Source organism: Citrobacter sp. KH_055_1, from assembly GCF_057838705.1.
On sequence record NZ_CM174473.1, the window covers coordinates 2,703,465 to 2,724,599 of the forward strand.

General features: G+C 46.7%; 28 protein-coding genes and 2 pseudogenes. 13 read left to right on the forward strand and 17 right to left on the reverse strand.

The window, feature by feature from the left end; translation table 11 throughout:
- Positions 1-119: 119 nt before the first annotated feature.
- Positions 120-287, reverse strand: coding sequence for a YnfU family zinc-binding protein (locus AC3ITF_RS12680; RefSeq protein WP_219816768.1), 168 nt, complete (start codon positions 285-287; stop codon positions 120-122).
- A gap of 190 nt (positions 288-477) precedes the next feature.
- Positions 478-624: a hypothetical protein gene (locus AC3ITF_RS12685; RefSeq protein WP_158654543.1), complete on the reverse strand. Its 147-nt coding sequence runs from the start codon at positions 622-624 to the stop codon at positions 478-480.
- A gap of 244 nt (positions 625-868) precedes the next feature.
- Here AC3ITF_RS12685 and AC3ITF_RS12690 point away from each other — a divergent pair, with 244 nt between their 5' ends.
- On the forward strand, positions 869-1,117 hold the full coding sequence (locus tag AC3ITF_RS12690) for a hypothetical protein (RefSeq protein WP_080625351.1): 249 nt from the start codon (positions 869-871) through the stop codon (positions 1,115-1,117).
- A gap of 161 nt (positions 1,118-1,278) precedes the next feature.
- On the opposite strand, the gene AC3ITF_RS12695 is transcribed toward AC3ITF_RS12690, so the two are convergent.
- The 4 genes from AC3ITF_RS12695 to AC3ITF_RS12710 all read right to left on the reverse strand — a co-directional run bounded on the left by AC3ITF_RS12695 (position 1,279) and on the right by AC3ITF_RS12710 (position 3,099).
- Entirely contained in the window at positions 1,279-1,416 is a 138-nt protein-coding gene (locus AC3ITF_RS12695; protein WP_182260258.1) for a hypothetical protein, read from the reverse strand.
- Between the two features lie 333 nt (positions 1,417-1,749).
- Positions 1,750-2,304 (reverse strand): hypothetical protein, encoded by a 555-nt coding sequence (locus tag AC3ITF_RS12700; protein WP_182260257.1) that lies wholly within the window; start codon positions 2,302-2,304, stop codon positions 1,750-1,752.
- Positions 2,301-2,849 carry a glycoside hydrolase family protein gene (locus AC3ITF_RS12705; RefSeq protein ID WP_182260256.1) on the reverse strand — a complete coding sequence of 183 codons (549 nt, stop codon included), beginning with the start codon at positions 2,847-2,849 and terminating at the stop codon, positions 2,301-2,303. The genes AC3ITF_RS12700 and AC3ITF_RS12705 overlap by 4 nt, the downstream gene beginning before the upstream one ends.
- Positions 2,821-3,099 (reverse strand): phage holin, encoded by a 279-nt coding sequence (locus tag AC3ITF_RS12710; protein WP_016150433.1) that lies wholly within the window; start codon positions 3,097-3,099, stop codon positions 2,821-2,823. The genes AC3ITF_RS12705 and AC3ITF_RS12710 overlap by 29 nt, the downstream gene beginning before the upstream one ends.
- A gap of 304 nt (positions 3,100-3,403) precedes the next feature.
- Here AC3ITF_RS12710 and uspF point away from each other — a divergent pair, with 304 nt between their 5' ends.
- Both uspF and AC3ITF_RS12720 read left to right on the forward strand, forming a co-directional pair.
- Positions 3,404-3,838: a universal stress protein UspF gene (gene uspF / locus AC3ITF_RS12715; protein ID WP_182260255.1), complete on the forward strand. Its 435-nt coding sequence runs from the start codon at positions 3,404-3,406 to the stop codon at positions 3,836-3,838.
- Positions 3,839-4,103: 265 nt separating this feature from the next.
- On the forward strand, positions 4,104-4,316 hold the full coding sequence (locus AC3ITF_RS12720) for a KTSC domain-containing protein (RefSeq protein WP_182260254.1): 213 nt from the start codon (positions 4,104-4,106) through the stop codon (positions 4,314-4,316).
- Positions 4,317-4,342: 26 nt separating this feature from the next.
- On the opposite strand, the pseudogene AC3ITF_RS12725 reads toward AC3ITF_RS12720, so the two are convergent.
- The 6 genes and pseudogenes from AC3ITF_RS12725 to AC3ITF_RS12750 all read right to left on the reverse strand — a co-directional run.
- A pseudogene (locus tag AC3ITF_RS12725) lies at positions 4,343-4,481 on the reverse strand (putative holin); the annotation flags it as partial.
- A 1,286-nt stretch (positions 4,482-5,767) separates the two neighbouring features.
- A complete protein-coding gene (locus tag AC3ITF_RS12730; RefSeq protein ID WP_182260253.1) occupies positions 5,768-6,373 on the reverse strand; it encodes a hypothetical protein in 606 nt (201 codons plus the stop codon).
- 13 nt (positions 6,374-6,386) lie between these two features.
- Positions 6,387-7,415 carry a DUF968 domain-containing protein gene (locus tag AC3ITF_RS12735; protein WP_182260252.1) on the reverse strand — a complete coding sequence of 343 codons (1,029 nt, stop codon included), beginning with the start codon at positions 7,413-7,415 and terminating at the stop codon, positions 6,387-6,389.
- Positions 7,412-7,771: a RusA family crossover junction endodeoxyribonuclease gene (locus tag AC3ITF_RS12740; protein ID WP_182260251.1), complete on the reverse strand. Its 360-nt coding sequence runs from the start codon at positions 7,769-7,771 to the stop codon at positions 7,412-7,414. Before AC3ITF_RS12740 ends, AC3ITF_RS12735 begins: the two co-directional genes overlap by 4 nt.
- A 2-nt stretch (positions 7,772-7,773) precedes the next feature.
- Entirely contained in the window at positions 7,774-7,974 is a 201-nt protein-coding gene (locus tag AC3ITF_RS12745; RefSeq protein ID WP_182260250.1) for a hypothetical protein, read from the reverse strand.
- Positions 7,975-8,387: 413 nt separating this feature from the next.
- Positions 8,388-8,621, reverse strand: coding sequence for a DinI-like family protein (locus AC3ITF_RS12750; RefSeq protein WP_102803796.1), 234 nt, complete (start codon positions 8,619-8,621; stop codon positions 8,388-8,390).
- A gap of 400 nt (positions 8,622-9,021) precedes the next feature.
- Here AC3ITF_RS12750 and AC3ITF_RS12755 point away from each other — a divergent pair, with 400 nt between their 5' ends.
- Complete coding sequence (locus AC3ITF_RS12755; RefSeq protein WP_182260249.1) at positions 9,022-10,428, forward strand: M48 family metalloprotease; 1,407 nt, start codon at positions 9,022-9,024, stop codon at positions 10,426-10,428.
- A 250-nt stretch (positions 10,429-10,678) separates the two neighbouring features.
- Here AC3ITF_RS12755 and AC3ITF_RS12760 read toward each other — a convergent pair whose 3' ends face one another.
- From AC3ITF_RS12760 to AC3ITF_RS12780, 5 genes are all read right to left on the reverse strand, one after another.
- Positions 10,679-11,098 carry a PerC family transcriptional regulator gene (locus AC3ITF_RS12760; protein WP_102803798.1) on the reverse strand — a complete coding sequence of 140 codons (420 nt, stop codon included), beginning with the start codon at positions 11,096-11,098 and terminating at the stop codon, positions 10,679-10,681.
- Between the two features lie 15 nt (positions 11,099-11,113).
- On the reverse strand, positions 11,114-11,659 hold the full coding sequence (locus AC3ITF_RS12765) for a replication protein P (RefSeq protein ID WP_142385459.1): 546 nt from the start codon (positions 11,657-11,659) through the stop codon (positions 11,114-11,116).
- A complete protein-coding gene (locus AC3ITF_RS12770; RefSeq protein WP_489175715.1) occupies positions 11,571-12,482 on the reverse strand; it encodes a DnaT-like ssDNA-binding domain-containing protein in 912 nt (303 codons plus the stop codon). Before AC3ITF_RS12770 ends, AC3ITF_RS12765 begins: the two co-directional genes overlap by 89 nt.
- Before the next feature lie 252 nt (positions 12,483-12,734).
- Positions 12,735-13,289, reverse strand: coding sequence for a toxin YdaT family protein (locus tag AC3ITF_RS12775; RefSeq protein WP_103285479.1), 555 nt, complete (start codon positions 13,287-13,289; stop codon positions 12,735-12,737).
- Between the two features lie 3 nt (positions 13,290-13,292).
- The gene (locus AC3ITF_RS12780; RefSeq protein ID WP_306458484.1) at positions 13,293-13,544 is read right to left on the reverse strand and encodes a helix-turn-helix domain-containing protein; all 252 of its coding nucleotides are present in this window, start codon (positions 13,542-13,544) and stop codon (positions 13,293-13,295) included.
- A gap of 66 nt (positions 13,545-13,610) precedes the next feature.
- On the opposite strand from AC3ITF_RS12780, the gene AC3ITF_RS12785 reads away from it, so the two are divergent.
- The 9 genes and pseudogenes from AC3ITF_RS12785 to potD all read left to right on the forward strand — a co-directional run bounded on the left by AC3ITF_RS12785 (position 13,611) and on the right by potD (position 21,011).
- Positions 13,611-13,991, forward strand: a complete 381-nt coding sequence (locus AC3ITF_RS12785) for a helix-turn-helix domain-containing protein (protein WP_003832307.1) — start codon at positions 13,611-13,613, stop codon at positions 13,989-13,991.
- 287 nt (positions 13,992-14,278) lie between these two features.
- Positions 14,279-14,425: pseudogene (locus AC3ITF_RS12790) on the forward strand (hypothetical protein); the annotation flags it as partial.
- A gap of 45 nt (positions 14,426-14,470) precedes the next feature.
- Positions 14,471-14,809: an RrF2 family transcriptional regulator gene (locus tag AC3ITF_RS12795; protein ID WP_257663862.1), complete on the forward strand. Its 339-nt coding sequence runs from the start codon at positions 14,471-14,473 to the stop codon at positions 14,807-14,809.
- A 141-nt stretch (positions 14,810-14,950) separates the two neighbouring features.
- Entirely contained in the window at positions 14,951-17,422 is a 2,472-nt protein-coding gene (locus AC3ITF_RS12800; RefSeq protein ID WP_182260695.1) for a 3'-5' exonuclease, read from the forward strand.
- A gap of 67 nt (positions 17,423-17,489) precedes the next feature.
- Positions 17,490-17,753, forward strand: coding sequence for an excisionase (locus AC3ITF_RS12805; RefSeq protein WP_137397962.1), 264 nt, complete (start codon positions 17,490-17,492; stop codon positions 17,751-17,753).
- Positions 17,728-18,846 (forward strand): phage integrase Arm DNA-binding domain-containing protein, encoded by a 1,119-nt coding sequence (locus tag AC3ITF_RS12810; RefSeq protein ID WP_489175716.1) that lies wholly within the window; start codon positions 17,728-17,730, stop codon positions 18,844-18,846. The genes AC3ITF_RS12805 and AC3ITF_RS12810 overlap by 26 nt, the downstream gene beginning before the upstream one ends.
- Positions 18,825-19,034, forward strand: a complete 210-nt coding sequence (locus tag AC3ITF_RS12815) for a hypothetical protein (protein WP_137397961.1) — start codon at positions 18,825-18,827, stop codon at positions 19,032-19,034. Before AC3ITF_RS12810 ends, AC3ITF_RS12815 begins: the two co-directional genes overlap by 22 nt.
- Positions 19,031-19,810, forward strand: coding sequence for a spermidine/putrescine ABC transporter permease PotC (gene potC, locus AC3ITF_RS12820; protein ID WP_003030794.1), 780 nt, complete (start codon positions 19,031-19,033; stop codon positions 19,808-19,810). Before AC3ITF_RS12815 ends, potC begins: the two co-directional genes overlap by 4 nt.
- A 154-nt stretch (positions 19,811-19,964) precedes the next feature.
- The gene (gene potD, locus AC3ITF_RS12825; protein ID WP_489176444.1) at positions 19,965-21,011 is read left to right on the forward strand and encodes a spermidine/putrescine ABC transporter substrate-binding protein PotD; all 1,047 of its coding nucleotides are present in this window, start codon (positions 19,965-19,967) and stop codon (positions 21,009-21,011) included.
- Positions 21,012-21,135: the final 124 nt, after the last annotated feature.

A 21,135-nucleotide genomic window follows, 5' to 3' on the forward strand; every position in this document is an offset into this window, starting at 1 on the left:
AATTCAACTCGAAAAGCATCCCAGCACACAGCTGATGAAAGATATCTCTTTGATGTACGCGCGCAATGTGCACAAAAAAGCCCCGCAATTGCGAGGCCTGGGTTTATTTCTCTCTCGAACTACTTGTTGTGAATGACAAATAACGATTTACATTTAGGACAAAGCAACGCCTGTTGCTGTCGTACTTTCGTGGTCGACTGTGTGGAATTATGCCCACATATCGGACACATAACAGTCATGCTGGCTACAAGGCCAACGCGACGCATTGCGTTATCAAAATATGACATGATGGTTAACCTTTAAATGAGTGTGGTTTACCATATCATAACCAGTTCATTTATTAACCAACTATTCTCGTATATTTGACATTATAACTATTTATCATAGCCATGCCTGCCTACAGCAATACCCTGAATTAGCCCGAAGATTAGCAATGAAGATTTTTCCCTTTTTCACCGTAATTGTAACAGCACTTCATTAGGCGCTGGAATAATCATCGGGATTCTTCACAACCCAGTCACCTTTCCTGTCCTTTACAACCTCAATAAATTCATCAGCATGAGAATATGAACCACCTTCATCTTCCCACTCATTTAACGAATGTAACCATTCATCCTGTGTCACAATTTTTCCTGTTACAGTACTACGCAAAAAAATAGTCATAACTATTTAGCCGGTAATTTAAGGAATCGATTCACTTTGATTTTAGGTTAGATATCACATAGCATATCTCCTATAGCTCCTGAAAATATATCAAATAAAATCATTAGAACATTTTAATATATATTAAATCATTATCAGCGTTTCCCATGTGCATTTATTCTAACTGCTATACTTTATAGATCACTAATTATTGGAGATTTAGTTTATGTTTGGTATAAAAAAAGATAAAAACCATATTATTCATGGTGAGCTGGAGGAAAGTTATGGTGAGGCTCTGGAGTCACCTGACCATAAATTTAATGATACAGCAAGAAAATACGCATCCAGAGCAGGGGATGCAGTGCGAACAAGTACAGATAACATCAAGAGTCAGATAGAGTCCAATCCAATGACGTGCGTCGCCGTAGCTGCGACAACCGCGTTTATAATTGGTTTTTTGATTGGGCGGCGTTAAATAATAAATGGCTCACACCGAGCCATTTAAACCGTAGAACGCTTAAGTAGCAAAAATAAACAACATTGCTTATTATTTTAAATTTCACTTATACGAAGTTCTAATCGAATTCTCAACACATAAAAAACCGCCTAGATTACGACGGTTTATTATGATGCGTATCATTTAGGAGAATCCCTTTCAATTTCTGGATCATCTGGCTCTGAGGGTTCTCCGTCATCTGGATAAATAGGTTTATCTTCTCCAGGGAAGGGTAAATCTTCAGGCATCGGCTCAACTATATCAGGACGGTCTGTCATAAAACCACCTTTAAATTACTAAGAAAACAACAAAATATTATGTTTACTTTTGTGTTTTTTTAGTTTTATTCTTTTCCTCATCATCATTTTTTCTATCCTTGTTCTTAGATTGATCAGGAGATATGTTCATTGAGTAAAAATTCATGGAAAACTCCAATTTATTCTCCAGCAAGTCGCTGTGGTTATAGTATAGTCAAAAAAAAACCATAAAAATTAACGAGGCGGTTATTATTTCGCGCAAGCACACCCATGTCATTAATTAATGAGAAATTAAAAAACTATACTTACAATTAATTTACATAATCCTATAGGGCGAGATTATTTTTATGTTTTCTAATTACCCACATCGCTTCCAACCTTCCTCTGCCTTTTTATCTCTTCAATTTCTCTAATCCCTGCAAGTTGGTTGTTTGCCTTCTCTATTGCTGCAAGAAGAGGTTTAATCCAGAGTACGGCCTGGCAGTACGTCAGCGCGCGGGAGGCAACGGGACTATCACCGGTTGCGTCAGCGTCCCCGGAATCGGAGTACATTGAGCTGGCACGTAAACGGTTCGCGTAGTTGAGCAGCCCGCCAGCGACATCAGCAGGAACAGGTAGATCACAGTTTTTTTCATATCGAAGGATCTCCCGGTATTCGATGACGGTCTTTTCGATACCCGCATCAATGAGCGAATTTAAGCGACTGGAGTTTTCCGCAACCTGATTAAACCGGTTGAAGTTGAAAGCCTGAGTGGTTATTACCGTCGCTTGCAGCGCGTTATCACTGCGCAAAACCCGGTTATCACTCTGAGTCTTTTCCAGCGCTATGCTACTGCGCGCCAGTAATACACTGAGAACCGCGATAATAGTCACCGCTACAATCCCAACAAAAATCAGGGTTCTGTTCACTGGTCTATCCCCCAGCACGCCAGCACGCTTTCCTGGTCCCTCCGTTCTACCTGCCCGTAGCAGCCATTCTTCTGGCCTTTGGTCAGGCGACAATCGCGGCCACCGTCTTTAATCCACCAGCGAATCGATTCACATGCACCTTTACGATCGCCAGCATTAATTCGCTTATAGAACGTTGACGGAAAACATTTTCCTGGACCGATGTTATATGGGCAGAAAGATGCGATCCCAGCTTTCTGTGGTTCGGTCAGCGGTACCTTAATATTTTGCTCAACCCACGCCAGCGCCTTATCGCGCTCAATAGCATTTACCTGGGCGCATTTCTCAGCAGACAACGTCATGCCCTGTACTACTGGCTTATCATCAACCATCGTGGCACCACGGCAAATGGTCCAGAGTCCACCGCCGTCGCGATATGCCGTCAGGTTATTACCCTCTTTCTCATCCAGAAACTGATCGAGAATCACCGGTGCGGAAGCCCCGGCAAGAATCAAACCAATTACCGCTGCGCTCAGTTTATTCTTCAGCTTTGGTGGCATAGCCATTGCGCCGGTCCTCCCGTTCTTTCCAGCGGAAATACCAGTTCACTGCACAGGTGATAACGGTACATGCGATACCGACAATGATTGCCCAGTCACTCAGGCTTAATCCTGCAATTCTGTCGGCCAACATCCAGGACACCTCTTTTGCTGTTTTAGCTGTTTCGGCGTATGCCTTTGCTGATACACCGCAACCAGCTAACGTGGTTCCTGAACCATATGAAAGTCTGCTGTAAATGGTGCTCATTCTGGTCATAACCTCACCTCCGATAATTCGGATGGCACTGTGTTTTTTAAATGGGTAGGTTTCACAGGCTGGATTTATCAACAAAGCACTTAGCGGGTATTTCTCTCGGACGCGAAATAAAAACTGTTCACCACAACAAAATTGAGATTATCTGGATTATTTACCAGCACAGGAAAATCCAGTCCTCTGAATTCATTAGAGCGATATGCCAAATAGTATAAAAGTACCAATTCACAAAATTTGCCCGCCAAGACACATTTCTTTTCAACCACGAGACTAAAATCAAATCCGAACAAAAAACAGGAGGACTAAAGTGTACAATTCAATTTTAGTACCAATTGATGTTTCTGAAGCCGATTTGACGCGTCAAATCATACCCTATGTTCAGGTGCATTCCGTATTGAACACAGCCAGGGTTCACTTGTTAACTGTAGTTCCTACACTGCCCTATTACTCATCATTCGGTGTGGCATATACAGCCGAAATGCCAAAAATAAAAGAATTTCAACATGCTGCATTATTAAAGCTGGATGAAATTGTAAAGCAATTCAAAATTCCTCTGGAAAAAATACAAACACACGCAGTCTCGGGTTCCCCAAAAGACAAAATACTTGAGCTCGCTAAAGCTATAGACGCTGATTTAATTATTATCGCCTCACATCGACCGGATATCACAACCTATCTCTTAGGTTCTACTGCCGCCGCAGTTGTTCGGCACGCAAATTGCCCTGTTCTGGTGGTTCGGTAGCAAACTTAAGCCCGTGCGTCGCGGGCTTAACAGATAGTTCACCTGAAACAACGTTTAAGCTCTCCGCTCCTGGATTAACCAATTAGCTAACAACAATTAAACTTGATCAGATACTCTGCCCTCAGGGGAGTTCACCATCCGGATAGCGAACCTTTCCAAGAGTCTCGCGTCATAAAAAATGACATGATATCGATGTAATTATCCCTAAAACTGTTTACAGGGTGTACTATCAGAAGCGGATTACAGTAAAAGATAAGGAGGTAAAATGTTCCACCAGATAGTTAAATCTTCGAAAATAAAATCCATAGGTTACTTTCCTTCAGAGAAAATTCTGGAGATAGAGTTTATTAAGTATGGAACCTACCAGTACGTTAGTGTTTCAGCAAAAACTTACAACGCCTTTCTGAAGGCAAAATCTAAAGGGCGTTTCTTTGATGGCGTGATCAAGGATAAATATCTTTGCCGAAAAATTGGATAATTCAGTACTATGATTCTGCGTTAGTTATTTGCCGCTGTCGCCACATAAAAACTGTAGCAAAAATGAGCCAAATACCACGCCATAATCAATACCGTTTACAAGGTCAAACACGCCAGCATCCATCAGGTCACCAGCAGCAGTCGTGCCGGGAACATGATCGGACATTAGCCTCCCTCTTCGCTGTAAGTTCTCTCAAAACGAGGGGAAGTAGCTTCAGCCTTCATGAGCTTGATTTATCAACAAAGCACGTAGCGGATGATTCCCCGTGAGCCTGAAATTGATGAGCATGTCTGAAAAATCAGAGACTTTATTAAAATAACTCGATAAGTGTGTTTAAATGAGAGTACGTTCTTAAAATTCAATTAGTACAAATGATAACCAAACCCTGCCCTTTTTGTGGATAACTTATCGCCCCACAATCTCTGATATGTCACACTGCCTCGTAGCTACCCCTTTTGTGAAAGCGGCTCGAAGAGAGCGATTAAGGAATGTGCTTGCATTCACCACGGTTGCTTTGCTTCTGGTCGCATTAATGGTCTTACTTTATTTGTAAAGGTTATAATATAGAATCAACTGGAACGCCCAGCGGGGAATCACAGCATAGTGCGTGAAGCATCAGAGGCTATGATTGGACGACTCTCGCTGAGATGAGATTCGCCACGATTCAATACTACTCCTGGGCATGAACTGGGGATTTGCGAAAATCTGCACAGAAAGGCGGCATGACCTGGGTGCAACAAACTATTCATGGGAGTATTTATTGAAAAAGCAATATAGCCTTCATGACTGGAGCACTGGACTTAAAGCCCTGGCATCAACCTTCATGTTTATCATGTTTATCATGTTTTTGGTTTACGCTGTCTAATGTTGATAACAGAATCAATACCTACCAAGCGCTGTCACTCATAAAAGATTAACACTATACCCGCCGGCTGGCTGGGATGTTTGGTCTGGTCCGCCACCGGGGTCTCGAACCTCGTACTAAAACATTATGTTGTCGCTCTTCCCGATGAGCTAGTGGCGGTTGGTGGCTCTTGCTGGACTTGAACCCGCGACCGGGCGATTATGAGTCGCACGCTCTAACCAACTGAGCTTAAGGGCCGGGAGCAGGATAATACATAGTTCGCGCAGTCCATTCAAATAATGTGAGCACTTTCAGAATATTCAAGTCACTGAAATGAAAAGGCTCCGCTTAGTTGTGAGGCTTTATATTTGTGGAAGATTAGATCGACGATATGACAGGGGTACTGGTGCAATGCACCTCGCGAATACCCCTGTCGTATCGCCGGAAAGCAAAAACCCCGCGCTGGCGGGGTCCTCGTTATATTCAAATTGTTCGCTTTTCGTCGCTGCCATCGTGGCGCAGCTCTGCCAAGCATGAATGGATTATCTAACTTTCTGGGTAGTTTTCAATACCAGACACAAAAAAACAGCACAAAAAAGCAAAAACGTTATTCCTCGCTTTCCAATAGTGCTTTCGCTGACAGGTACACCTTTGCTCTGAAAATCTGTAAACACCACTTCACTCGCTCTCTGGCCTGTTCTTGTGTCAGCCAGGGCGCAATCGCCTGCAGTTCCCGGGTTATATCTGAGATTTTTTTTCGTGTGGTGTAATACTGAAGACCAACAACATAAACCGGATCGTTAATATCCAGCGCCTGCAGTACACATTGCTCAACAAAATCGACATCATCATTATGCAGGGCTTCATCAATCACACTGGCAGGTGACTGGGGCCAGAGAATGCTGTGCGCCCTGTTCATTGCCTGCTGCCCACGGAATCCCTCTTCTCGAGCCTGGTTCAACGCCGCGGTGAAGCGCTCTAACGCCTTATCTGACCAGTTCCGTCCCTTAAGTACATTCCAGCACGCGTGTCCTCGCGGCATACGTGGTGCTATTTTTCCACCCACACCATCACCCCATGTAGTGAGCAGGGATTTAATCCATCCGGACTGGATCCCTGTAAGGAGAATACATTTACCCAGCCAGCTTTTGCGTGGAGCAGAAGCCGCTTTACCCAGCGCTTCCAGATGATTGCGGCGTTGACGTGGTGTCATCCTGTTCTTCTCCTTACGCCAGAACACCGAGCCTATAAGCCCGGTCCAGCACTCTGATAATCATTACCGGCTGAGGTACATGTTTTTGCTCAAACTTCACCGGGTCGTTATGTAGTTCTGTATGGCACTGGCGACACAAAGGGATCGCGAAAATATCATGCGCCTTCGTTGCCATACCTCCCTGCCCCCAGCCAATTAAATGGTGTGGGTCATCTGATGATTTACCGCAGGATTCGCAGGGCTGTGTTTTAATCCATGCCAGATATTCGGGGGCCGTCCAGCGGATCCGCTTTGGACGTTTCATATAGGTTTGCGGGGACTCAGGATCGACCAGAACACCAACTACGGGCTTAACCGCTGGCACCTGCACTACGGTTACTGTGCTGGCTCTGGCTGTAATGATGCTGGTGGAGGAGACACCCGGTTCGATATCGCATTCACGCATGACTGACTGATGCTCTTCCGAAGGAATACGGAGCGCCCGGCTGGCTACGGATTCGGGAATTGCGTCGCTAACCCCCATACGAACCGCCCACCAGCAAAGCTCCGCCAGCGACAGTTCTCTGAAAGGATCCTGATTCAGCGCCACCATAATGCTGTTGATAATCCAGCTAATAACATTACATCTCGCCAGCTCTGCAAGTTGTTCGCTGTAGTGGTCGCGCAAATGGTTATCACAATGTCCACACAGAAGAACCGATCCGGGTTCATGGCGCAGGATGGTTAACTCGTGATAATGGTAATCGCTGCATGGCCACTGACAGCATTGGCCGCCATAACGCAGAAGCCAGTAATCAAGACCACTCAAACCACCAGCAGCTTTCATAACCTTTTCATCCAGGAAGAAAGGCCACAGTGACTCGTCACTGGCAAGCGGCTGGCGAACGTCAGGAACACGGCCTGCAGGCAACCTTTCCATGCCTGCTGGCTGGCTTTCCACCAGCACACGTTCACAACTGAATAATGACATCAGCTCACTGCCAGGCTTGAGCAGCACAATTCCAAGCTCACGCGCAACCACCGGCTTCAGCAGCGCCCTCATACTGCAATCTCCCCGATAATTATTTGTCCCTTCTCTCCCCATAATTTTGTGACGCGTGAATCCCAGATGTGAGCGTCATCTTCGTAAATAGCATCCATCAGGGCTTTCATCATGTTGTCGAAATCAGGTTTAGTCTGGTGTGGTTTACCGTTGAACTCAGCCCGTTTCTTTTTGCTCCAGCTCGCTGGCATCGGAAGAATGAAAGTGACATGCGAACCGCTTTCCGCCAGCTCAACACCCTGCAGACGAACTTCATCACAGAAAGCCCGGTAACGCAGAACCTCGGGGCGCTTTTTCCATTTGTCAGCGCGCGTCATCCTAGGCTTGCCCATTGGGGTGATATCGTAGACTTTCACAATCACCTCCAGACCCGTTGTTGCCAGGTTCTGTCCTGACGAGGAGGCCTAGATGCTTCCGGCAAGAACGCGCTGATCGTCCAGTGAATAAAGTCATTATCCAGACTACGCTCGGTCTTAATCTGCTTTGCTTTATAGCGGGCTTCCAGTTCATCAGCCTGCTCAGTGGTGAGTTGTGTATGTTGAAACCAGCTTTTCTTCATAACGCACCTCTGGATGCGGCAAAAAGAAAATCGCTGGCGTTGGATAACGTCAGTATGAGGGATTGCTTGAATTGTTCTTGCGCCATGGGGCTTTTCTCCTGTGGCGCAGCAGGTATAGGTTGTTCAGGCCTATGACGGGAGTGTAACAGAATTCTGGGTAACGCGATAACCCGCCCTTTCCAGCATCTGAGTAAACAACGTAGGTGTGCCAATAATTTCATCATCCTGAAGAGGCATAAATGACACCATGCTACCGCGTCGGTACATCAGGGCGCGCTCACACTCAGGAAATGATTGCAGCCTGGCAACGATGACTCCATCGTGACATCTGATGACTGCATATCCATAATTTGGTAATTCTTCTTTCTGTTCCACCACTCCCCCTCCACACTGGAAAGTCATTGCATGCTGTATCAACAAAACCAGTCGTCTGCGCTTTCCCTAGTATGCTGGAGGATTACCTCAACTTTCTTCTTGGCTTCTTTCTCACCACCGTAAGCACGTAACCTATCGGGACCTGCACGGCGTATGATCAGACTGCACTCATCGAACTGATTCTGGAGCCGTTTTAACAATTCTTTTTCAAGTGCGGGAACCGTGCCTTTCGGAAGTTCTTTAGTACGATCAATGGTTAATTCAACTTTCATAAATGCCTCTGTCGCCTTAACTGTATATTCATACAGTACACTGATGAGTGTATTTGATCAACGACTTAGCCGCACAAAATGCTAATGTAAATGCCCACTCATGAAAAATACCCATTGCTAAGCGGCTCTAATAGAGCTTATCCATTTTTTTAATACAATCCTTACCGAGAATTTTAGGCGCTAAGCTCTTTGCAGCTAAGATAAAATGTTCACTTTTCAACCAACTGCGTCACCAACAGCACCCAAGTTGAGTAAAATACCAATCCAGGTAGTTGCATTAGAGCGTTTTAAACAAGCAAAATGAGCAGGGTTATGAAAAATAGTTACTCCTGAGTTTAAGTAATCATCTTAACGATCTCTAATTCAATAATCACAGAAGTGAATAATTAAGGATATAAAAGTGAAAAAAAAGATAAAAATTAAAAAAAGAAAAAGAAATAAAAAAATAGCATCGACTCGAAAAAGACTTTATTCGTTCAATGATAAGTACGCGAATTATATGGGGAGTGATTGCAAACTATGCAAACCATTATTAAACAAAGATCAAATCTCCTTAATGCTCTTCAACACTCAAAATCTTCTAGAAAAAATGAAGATAGAGATAAAAAAAACCAAGGCAATCACTTTTGACTTGGATCAATTAATGACACTTGATTATAGGTCACTCCCTAAAGTAACGACTGAACAAAAAATTGCAATTGAGGAGATATTTAATTCCTCACCAACATCACCCGAAGAATTAATATTCCAAACTTTAAGAACCTTTTTATTTACGAGTTTCCCACTTCCTGAAAGTGAAGATGAACTTGTTAATATGGCTTTCCATAGAGACATTGAAAATTACGTAGCATTAAAAATGGCATACGCATTATCTGAAGAATTTGCAGAACCGATGTCATTGCAACCATACTGGCCTAGGCTAAGTCAATTACGTATTATGATGCATATACCTGAGGAAGTTATAAAAAAAACAAAACTTGATAATATTATTTTCTATCCTGTAAAAAAGAAGGGGATGAATGCTTCTTCTTTAGTATATGATAACTTCAGATTTATAACAGTTAATTACGCACTTGAGCCAATATTAGATGACTTCAATACCATACTAATTCACTTCCACTCAACAGAAGAAATGGCCGGAGTTAAGAGATACGATAGAGCACTATCCTATTTACTCCCTCGATCCTTGTATTTTTCAACAGAAATCTCCCCTTTAAAATTCCCCGCAAATCCGATCTGCTTTGAGAATAACGCACAAAACATACATAACATCACTGCCGAACAAATAGACTTTATAATGATGCATGAATTATCACATCATTTATATCATCACCCTCAGAGAAAAAAGGATGTATTAAAGAAAGATGATGCAAGTAGTATCTTAAGAAGCTTTGAAATTGAAGCGGATGCTCTTGCAGCCAAGATGATTGCGATAAAATTCCAAGATGGAGTAAACAGATCATTAAAAAGAAAAGAAAGAAAAATCCCTTACGAAGTCGAATACTCCTTAAGTTTATCACTTACGTCTACATTAATACTTTTTGAGCATATGTACTTCGTGGAAGAATCCCTCAAAATAATGAGTACCAAATTAATCGACTTACTGCCAATAAAAACAATCTCTGGAACACACCCTCCAGCCAAAGAGCGGAAAGAAAGATTTCTTGAAGCAATGGGCGACCGCCTTCGAGGTTCATCACCTATTAGTAGATATTCCTCTGTATTCTATAATAAGGCATTAACTAAACTTGAAAGCCTGACTGCAGATGAAATCATGGAAATTTTAAAACCTTGTTTATACGAGTAAATATCAAATTTCTATTCAATCAGATTTTTATGCGAGTCTGTTTAAATATTTATTTTGAGCATAACAAAAAATTCAGCCCAGTGATATGCCGCATTAAAGCGGCATTTCTTTTCACGTAGGGCTGTGATCCATTGCAAGACGACCATCATAACCGCAAGCTTCTGTGGCGGGTGTGTTTGATCTTGCACTTTTCCAACAACTAGGGAAAAGATTTGCTCCAGCTTACTGTATGTTTTGCACTAGTCATCGGTTATGCCCTCCCCGCCTGGCGCAGACAGTCTTTGCGACGCTTGGCAATACGGGCAACCTCAACAGCACTACCAGCGATCCCAAACATATCCGCATACACAGCTGCAGCACGTCGCCACAGACCCTCCTCCTCAAGCTCCTTCGCTCTTTGCTTGGCAGCCTGCATCCTGACCGGATCACTTTTATCAACCATGCACGGAAGGACCGCCTCAGAGATTTCCGCATCAGGGGCAGCCGAATAAGTAAACTGAACTCTGTTACGTGTTCGGTTTAATATCCCTTCGTCACTTAACTCTCCCAGTAACTTCCCAGCTGTAGCACCATGCATATCAAACGCCTCGGAAACGTCGCCAACTGCACTGTTCAGTTGGTAGCGTACAAAAACTGCCACCTGCTCTTTTTGGGTTAAGGATTTGGTCATTGGTCAATACTCGTTTTAGTTCGTTAAACCCGCCGCTTTGCGGCGTTTGTATTCTTCCATCAGTATTTGCGCTGGCGTTGGTCCCGCCGGATGGTGCGGCGCCGCCAGTTGACGTCGAATTGGTGGGACACTTAGTCCATTACCAACATGCTTCGACCACTTCGTAAGTAACTTTTCCGCCAGTCGTTTCAGCTCCCCCTCAGTCATTTGTCGTTCTACGCCCGTTCTGCGCATTTCGATGCAGATGTGATAAAGCACAGGCTGAGGCCATGGATATTTATCGCTACCTGAATACCGATATGACTCATTGCGCCAGCGCCGGTACTCCGCCATAACCTGCTCCGACGTCAGTCCGAATGGATTCGCTCCACTCTCTGAAACCAGAGAAACAAACTCAGCCAGGTCGGGCGGCCATGTATTTCCCATCGCGCAGCGCTCCATGCACTGCTGACAGACCAGCCGAATTTGAGGTTCAGTCATCGAACCTATCTGGGCTATCCAGATAGGCGAAGGCTCCGCACCGTTCTTCTGGGTCCATCGGTTCGAATACACCTCCCCCATGACCTGCCACAGTCGCCAGGCTGTTTCCGTCGCCATCAAGTCCATTCCTGCGGCGCCACTCTGCGTGGGCTGACTGAATTTGCTGAACTGCCCGGGATGCTGTTGGTTCTGATCCTGCTCCCACATGACTGTTACCTCCGGTTTCTGGTTTTACCTGCGTTCTCACCCGGGCTACATGTCGGGCAAATTTTTGTTCCCACTGGATTTGCGTAAAAACTTTCCCTTCTGACTCCCAGTACGCGGTGAATTCCGCGAGTTCAGTCAGAAGATAATCTGGCTCAGGCAGGGAGATACCCCACGATGCGGCACGCTGTCTGAAGTCTCTGGAGGGAAGCCAGCTATCTGCCATGCTGAATTTCCCGATCGGTTCATCAACACAGTCCAGGTATCGGGGCATGGCCGGGGATGGCAGTTCATCCCCATTCGGATTTTTCATCGCGCCCGCGTTAAGAGAGGGGTTTAAGATCTGTTTACTGCTAACTGCTTTCTGGATACCTGATGGCAAAGGTTTAGCCAAAGACTTAGCCTTATCCTTAGGCAAGGCGAAAGCCTTATCAAAAGCCATACCCATAGCGTCAGAAACCCCGTAGCATGCGGCTTTGAGAGCTTCATATGCTTTATCTTTCAGTGAACATTCAGGCAGTAATTCAAACGATCTTGCCCATGATTTGATCACGTTCACTGATGCTGGCGGGTTATGTTTCACCGCATTAGGCAACCAAAAAACTCTGGCTTTAAGATCGGCTTCCACCATACCTAACGCTATGGCTTCACCTAAGGCTAAGTCGAAGGCTTCGACATCCCAGTTTAATTCTTCGGCCATAGCCGCCCTTCCCGCCTTATACAGCCCGGGAATAATCCCTGTGAATGGTCCAGTAAGCAGGTAAATAAACAGACTCTGCCCACTTGGCGGGAGTGGTGATAAGGCTCGAAACTTAGGATCATCCCACATGGTAATCTTCACCTTACGGTAAGGCTCGTTACTAGCCTTACTCTTAGGCATGGCCTTAGCCAAAGGATTAGGCATACTTCACCCCGCGAGTTGCAGTAATAATGGTCATTGGTCAAAACTCGATTAAAACAATTGCGGCGCTACGGCGCTTATACTCGCCAGTAGTGGTCCCGCCGCGTCAGCAGGTAGCATGTTGAACAATGCGATTGCCGCTTCACGAATCTCCTTCTCGAGCTTCTGTAACGGAGCACCGATTAATTTCGCCTGGTGTGCCTCACTGCATTCTTTGATAGCGTTAGCCACCAGCTCCGCCTCTGTGCTCGCATTACTTAACCCGTGCTTCCTGGCAATCTGAACTGGCATAGCGGCGATGATTGAGCCTGACAGCTGCATCACGTAAGCCGTGTACTTTTCTGACCCTCCTCCGTTTTTCAGATATCGAAATAAATTCTGTTTATTAACAGCAATTCCACGACCATCTGCCTTGGCCCACTCTTCAGCCACCAGCTGAGCGATCCGTTCCTGTGCCTGTCCTGGTAATGTCGATTCCCATTCACGAACGGCTGCCAATATGACGCGGTGCTGAATGCTGTCGCGTCGCTGGGGTTTAAATTGATTTTGCGATTTCACCGCAGCGGCTACTCGTGGTTTATTATGGGTATAAGCTACTGATTGCATCTTTCAGACCTCGCTTTGTGGCGGAAATACACTATCAAGAGAGCAGGTGCGCCCTAACTCGTTAAGCTTCTCCACAATCAATCTGCATTCCGGTAGGCCAGGCTGACGTGTTCCGTTCTCATAATTTGAGAGCCTTGACTGACGCCACCCGAATAATTTGGCTAATTGCTCTTGAGTTAAACCGAGCGCTTGCCGTTCTTTGGCGATGTTGTTCATCTTGTCCTCACATCTAGTGTTTAGCTGAATTAAACACATAATGTGTTAGATAGTCAAGACGAAACGTTCTTTGAGCGTTAACACGTAACGTGGTAAAAATCAGTAATGAATATAAACACTGCAATTGCCGCCAGACTGAAGCAGCTACGCGAACAGAAAAATATGTCGCAATCTAAACTCGCAGAGTTATGTGGGTGGGCTCAGTCACGCATCGGGAACTATGAAGCGGGTCGCCGCAATGTGGGCGTTGACGACGCTATAACGATATCTAAAGCTCTCGGAATTAGCCCGGCTGAACTGATGTTTGGTGATGATCACGCCGAATCATGGTTAACGCCAAAACATCGTAAGTTGATTACTCTTTTTGACCAGTTGCCGGAGTCTGAACAAGACAGAATGATCGATACCTTTCAATTGCGGCTGAAAGAAATTGATGAGTATGTCGAGAAGTACCTTCGGGGACGATTAAAGCCAACTGACGATTAAGCTACAATTTTTAACAATCTAACCAGCCTACTTGGCTGGTTTTTTTATGCCTTTCACCTTCCCTTTTCCCATATCGTTATCATCCTCGCCACCTTAAACACATGCCGTGTTGACTTTTAAACACATTTGGGGTTTAAATATAAACACAGTTTGAAAAGCGTCATCAAGGCAGGACGCCCACGAAGTAGCTGCCGGCGGCATACGAATCACCGGATGAGATGACAAGCATTAACACGCAGCAGGTTCAACGTTCCGCCAGCCTGGCGACAAGGGCAAAGCAAGAGGATAAATCCATGATCGATTTCGCACGTAAACCAGTGCGGTGTCAGGCCGTACATCTAAACCGTATTGAAGTAATCATTCGACTGATTTGCTACATGCTCGCCCAGAAGGGCGACCCGTCTGCCGACCAACAGACTTCAGTTCGTTCATAACGAGTTTGACCAATGGCTGTTGCCAGCATCAGTAAGGAAGTGACTATGGAGTTTGGAATGAAACGTGTGGTGGCATCTGTTCAGGTGGTTGCCATCCTCAACAGGATTTACAACGGCAGCCCTGTTTCCATCGCATCTATCAGTAAAGAATCAAAGCTGTCTGTGTCTTACCTCGAGCAGATTTTCTCGAAGCTGCGCAGCAGTGAAATCGTCACCAGCCAGCGTGGCGCTGGTGGCGGGTACCACCTTAGCAAAGCAAACCCCAGCGTGGCTGACGTCGTTCGCGCCGTTACTCACACGCCTGATTCATTTGAGCCCGTGCTGAATGCTCTGGAGTGGGTCCCCGTCGCACAGCTGACGCAGGGAAAATCCCCTACCCCATAAAGCACAAAACCCGCGCAAGGCGGGTTAAGTACCCGGTCAGCCGACCAAAGCTTTCCGGAACGAGTTTTGACCAATAACCACTACCTTAGGCGGCGATCATCAGCTGCCGGGTATCTTACAATCCTATGGAGCCCGAACGCAATGTTAACGTATGCGTATCTTATTAAAGCCAAAGCGAAAGCAACTGAGGCAAAAAACCTGTTTTGCTGGTTCTCTGCGAAATCAGATTCCCGTGCAGAACGCGAAATCCTCAATATTCTCGAAGACAACGATATTGCCGTCGGTCGTGGCGCCGACTATCAATTACCTGTCCGCACCAACTGGTTTGTTGTTGACGATCTTCCTGAGGAAAGCACACTTGATGACACATGGTGCGATCGTTACGAACTGGCAGAAGACCAGCAAACGTGGCAACTGAAACAGAAGCCGGATAATGAAAATCTGGAGGCTTCCAGCCAGCAAAAACCTGAAACCTCCAGTGCCAATGTACCCACCAGCGATGCACCAACGTTGCTCCGCCCCATATCTCGCCTGCGCCTGTCTCAGCGACTGATTGCGCACCTGGTCAATGACACTGAAGAGAAGGAAATCAGTGAAGCGCAGCACATCCAGATCGGACAAATGGAACTGGACGAAAATGATCTCTATGTACAAAACCTGTTACTGTCCGTTGCGAATGTGCCGTCGGTGAAAGAGCTTTCTGCTCATGTTGAGTGGAAGCTGGCAAATGCAATAAAAGAAGTCTTTGACCGTGAGCAGGTCTATACCGTTGCTACATTTGAGCAATTTATTTCCGAATGGATTGAAGAACCAGAAAAGCGGGCTCTTACCGTTCAGGAGTGGGTTAATGATAAGAAAGCACGAGTTGCGGGTGATGAACATGCCACTCCACCTGTAACGCCAGAGCTTATTTCCGTTGCGACTCTGCCGCTACGCCAGCGCCTCTTAGCTCACTTTATTTCTGAAGAATATGCTTACCATATTGATACTGAGCAGAAGAAAACCATTCAGGAACTCGAGCTGGATGTGGATAACAGCTATGTGCAGAACCTGCTGCTTGCCGCCGAGAATGTAGAACCATTCAGGAAAGCGCCAGAGATCGATATCTGGAAGATCGTCAGCGCGCTGAAAACCGTTTTTCCGGTTGATGGAAAACGAGTTGATCTGGTCACCATTATTCAGTTCTTTAAGGCCTGGTTCAACACTGAACACATTGACCGTGGGCTGCTGGTTAAAGAGTGGTGTAAGGGCAATCGTGTGTCGGGAATTCAGCGCACTGACTCCGGAACCAACGCTGGCGGCGGCAATGGGACCGATCGCAACCCGGAACTTGTCCACACGCTGGACACTCTGGACATTGATATTGCGCTGGCCACACTTCCAATGGATTTCAACATCTACGATATCCCAGGTGGCGTTTTCCGTCGTGCAAAAGAGATCATTGCTAAAAATGAAAGCCCGTTCAAAGAGTGGTCCGCCGCCCTGCGCAAACGCGCTGGCATCCTGGATTATTCCCGCGCCGCTATTTTCGCGCTTATTCGTAGTGCAGAAGAAAACACTCACCATTTCCCGGAACTGCTGAGCCGTTACATCAACAAAAACCTGACTGAAACCGACCACCAGCACCCAACTGAAGAAACCCTGGCGGCAGCCGGTCACGTACCAGAAAAAAGCTGGGAAAACGAGATTAAAGAGAGGTCCACAGCTGAACAGAAGGCAATAGCCGAACAACCAGAAATCGCCAACATGGGCAACGGTGTTTTCTCCATTGATGGCCTGATGGGTAACCAGCCGGCGCCAGCGCTTTCTGTCGTAGACCAGGTACGCCAGCGCGCCGTCGAAGAAAAATTACATCAAGCCAATACCGAGGAAACCACCAGCGATGTGCAGATGGAAAAAACTGACAACAGCGAAATCAAAACCAATCCTGATGTGCCTCAGGGCGAAGCAGCAGCTTTGCCAGTTGAAAGCACTGATGCAACTGGTGAGCCTCCAGCTTCCCTGAATAATGAACCCGTTCACCATATAGATACGGATCACCTGAACGCTTTTTATACTCACCTGATGGTTGATTTGGAAACTATGGGCAGCGGTCCTGATGCACCAATAGTCTCTATCGGCGCCGTATATTTTGATCCTTCAACTGGTAACACTGGTGCCGAATTTTACCAGGTTGTCAGTCTTGAATCATCGATGTCGTTTGGCATGAAACCGGATGCGTCGACAATTCAGTGGTGGTTGAAACAATCATCTGAAGCCCGCTCTGCCATTCTTGTTGATGAGGCCCTGGGGCTGCGTGAAACCCTTGAACTCCTGGCTGACTTTATCGCTGAAAACGCTGCTAACGGTAGCCACACTGTTCAATTATGGGGTAATGGTTGCTCGTTTGATAACGTCATTCTGCGCCGCGCATACGCGTTAACAGAAACTCCCTTCTCTGTTCCGTTCTGGAATGACAGGGACGTAAGGACCATGGTCGAACTGGGTAAATCTGTCGGTATCAATCCACGCTACGACATCCCGTTTGAAGGCGACATGCACAATGCGCTTTCTGACGCCCGACATCAGGTCAAATACGTCTCTGCAATCTGGCAACGTCTGACCGCAAACTGATTATTGAATATCAACCAATGCCAGCTGTTGCGCGTATCGTAATAGCTGGCTATCGCGAGTGATGGCTATGAGTGAACAATTTCTGATACCGCTGACAGAATGGAAAGCCGGTCGCTTTGGTTTTGTAATTACCAATACCACGCTGGTGAAATACGGCAAGCTGGGCTACATAAACCCGAAGCCGGAAAAAATTTGCGGGCGCTGGTGTGTAGATCGCAATGCAGTGTATGTCGGCCCCGGCGCTGTCGGCGTGGCGCCAGAAATTCATGATAACGATGATGACGCGCTAAAGGAGATCCTCAATCATGTCGCCAAGGCCACGAAAAAATAGCATCTCCATTCCCGGGCTTTATGCCCGGTTTGATCGCCGAACCGACAAAACCTATTACCAATATAAAAACCCAGTAACCGGAAAATTTCACGGACTCGGAACCGATAAAACCAAAGCAGAAAAAATAGCGGTCATCGCCAATCAGCGACTGGCTGCGGCAGAAGCTGATTATTTCCTGAAAAAAATCGATGAAAAGCCATCATTAAATAAGGCGCGCGGGATCAGTTTAAAGGCGTGGATTGTTCGCTATGAAAAAGTGCAGCGCACACGTGTAGACAACGGTGATCTGTCAGAAACCCGACTCAAAGAAAAGATGAGGATGGCTAATCTTTTGGTTGGTCGACTTGGTAATCATCCGTTGCGTAGTCTGGAAGTCAGGGATTTTTCCCTGATACTGGAGGAATGGCTCGATAAGGGGCAGGCCAGCACAGCGCTAAACAATCGCGTGGTGTGGGTGGATATTTATCGCGAAGCACAGCATGCGGGTGAAGTTCCTCCTGGCTGGAATCCTCCGGAGGCGACGCGAAAACCGGTACCGAAAGTGACCCGGGCACGACTCAGCATCGAGGACTGGCGGGCCATATTCAATGTTACCCCTGAAGGGCATTACAACAGGAACGCCATGCTTCTCGCCCTGGTTACCGGCCAGCGAAGAGAGGATATTGTCAGAATGAAATTTTCTGATGTGTGGGACGGTCATTTGCATGTCATTCAGGGCAAAACAGGTATGCGCCTTGCGTTACCCCTGTCACTTCATTGCGATGCCGTGGGCATGACGCTCAAAGAGGTCATTGCCGGTTGTCGCAACAAGATTGTTAGCCCTTACCTGGTTCACAGCCGGTTGCAGAAAAAAGGCCAGCCAATGAGCAAAGACAACCTGTCAGATTATTTTGCGGGTGCCCGGGATCTGGCGGGAATTAAGCCACCAGCCGGGAAAACGCCAACGACATTCCACGAGCAACGCTCGCTAGCCGAACGACTGTACCGCGCGCAAGGGATCGACACTAAAACGCTGCTGGGCCATAAAGTGCAGGCAACAACAGATCGCTATAACGACACTCGTGGACAGGAATGGCTAAAGCTAGTCATTTAAATGGGCATTTTTTTCCGATCACCTGGAAAATTGTTGTAAAATTCGCGGCCTTAGTGATGGCCGCTTATTTTTTGGCTGTCTGTTTTGGTGGGAAGTTTTGGAGAGATTTTGGAGAAGAGAAAAAGTTGATTATTTTCAATGCTCTGAAAGCGTCACGCCTTCTGAATAAAAAGGTGGAACTCGAATGATCGGTCGACTGCTTCGCGGTGGTTTCATGACCGCCATCTACGCGTATCTGTACATTCCAATCATTATTTTGATTGTGAACTCCTTTAACAGCTCGCGCTTTGGCATCAACTGGCAAGGCTTTACCACCAAATGGTACGGCCTGCTGATGAACAACGACAGCCTGCTGCAGGCGGCACAGCATTCACTGACGATGGCCGTATTATCCGCAACCTTTGCCACCCTGATCGGCTCACTGACGGCGGTTGCGCTTTACCGCTACCGTTTTCGCGGTAAACCGTTTGTCAGCGGTATGCTGTTCGTGGTGATGATGTCGCCGGATATCGTGATGGCGATTTCACTGCTGGTGCTGTTTATGCTGATCGGTATTCAACTGGGGTTCTGGTCGTTGCTGTTCTCGCATATCACCTTCTGTTTGCCTTTTGTGGTGGTGACAGTGTACTCACGCCTGAAAGGATTCGATGTGCGTATGCTGGAAGCCGCAAAAGACCTGGGCGCCAGCGAAGTCACCATTCTGCGCAAAATCATTCTGCCGCTGGCGATGCCAGCGGTCGCTGCGGGCTGGTTACTGAGCTTTACCCTGTCGATGGATGACGTGGTTGTTTCATCGTTCGTCACTGGACCAGGTTATGAAATTCTGCCGTTAAAAATCTACTCAATGGTTAAAGTCGGCGTGTCACCAGAAGTTAATGCGCTGGCCACCATTTTGTTGGTTCTGTCGCTGGTCATGGTTATCGCCAGCCAGCTTATTGCACGTGATAAAACTAAAGGCCGCTAACAGGCCCATACCCTATGGATTTCGAGTTGCATTGAGGCGGCAAGCTCGTGAGTCCCCAGGAACATAGATAACGATGTGACTGGGGTGAACTAGCGTAGCCAACAAAAATGCGGCTTGAAAGACGACGGGTATGTTATTCAGGGGACGTTAAATGATGAAACAATGGTCACGCCACCTGCTCGCCGCGGGTGCTCTGGCACTGGGTATGAACACCGCCACAGCCTCCGACAACAACACGCTCTATTTCTACAACTGGACCGAATACGTTCCGCCAGGACTGCTGGAGCAGTTCACGAAAGAGACCGGTATTAAGGTTATCTATTCGACCTACGAGTCGAACGAAACCATGTATGCCAAACTCAAAACGTATAAAGACGGCGCCTACGATCTGGTGGTTCCCTCCACCTACTACGTGGATAAAATGCGCAAAGAAGGCATGATCCAGAAGATTGATAAGACCAAGCTCACCAACTTCAACAATCTCGATCCGGACATGCTCAACAAGCCGTTTGACCCAAATAACGACTACTCCATTCCGTATATCTGGGGAGCAACGGCTATTGGCGTCAACAGCGATGTCATTGATCCGAAAACCGTGACCAGCTGGGCCGATCTGTGGAAACCGGAATACAAAGGCAGCCTGCTGTTAACCGATGATGCGCGTGAAGTGTTCCAGGTAGCGCTGCGCAAGCTGGGCTACTCCGGTAACACCACCGACGCGAAAGAGATCGAAGCCGCGTATAACGAGCTGAAGAAACTGATGCCTAACGTCGCGGCGTTTAACTCAGACAACCCGGCAAACCCGTATATGGAAGGTGAAGTCAACCTCGGTATGGTGTGGAACGGCTCGGCATTCGTTGCGCGTCAGGCAGGCACGCCGCTGGAAGTCGTGTGGCCGAAAGAAGGCGGCATTTTCTGGATGGACAGTCTGTCTATTCCGGCGAACGCCAAAAACAAAGAAGGTGCGCTGAAGCTGATTAACTTCCTGCTGCGCCCGGATGTCGCAAAAGAAGTGGCCGAAACCATCGGTTACCCAACGCCAAACCTGGCGGCACGTAAACTGCTCAGCCCGGAAGTGGCCAATGATAAAACGCTCTATCCTGATGCTGATACCATCAACAAAGGCGAATGGCAGAACGACGTCGGCTCAGCTAGCACAATTTATGAAGAGTACTATCAGAAGCTGAAAGCAGGACGCTAATCCCCTTATAACCCGGCGACACTTAGCTGCGCCGGGTTATTACCTGCATTCCTGTGTCGGCTAAATCATACCCAGGTTCCGGGGAAAATACCTTTTCTACACCTTTTGACTGATATCACCTACT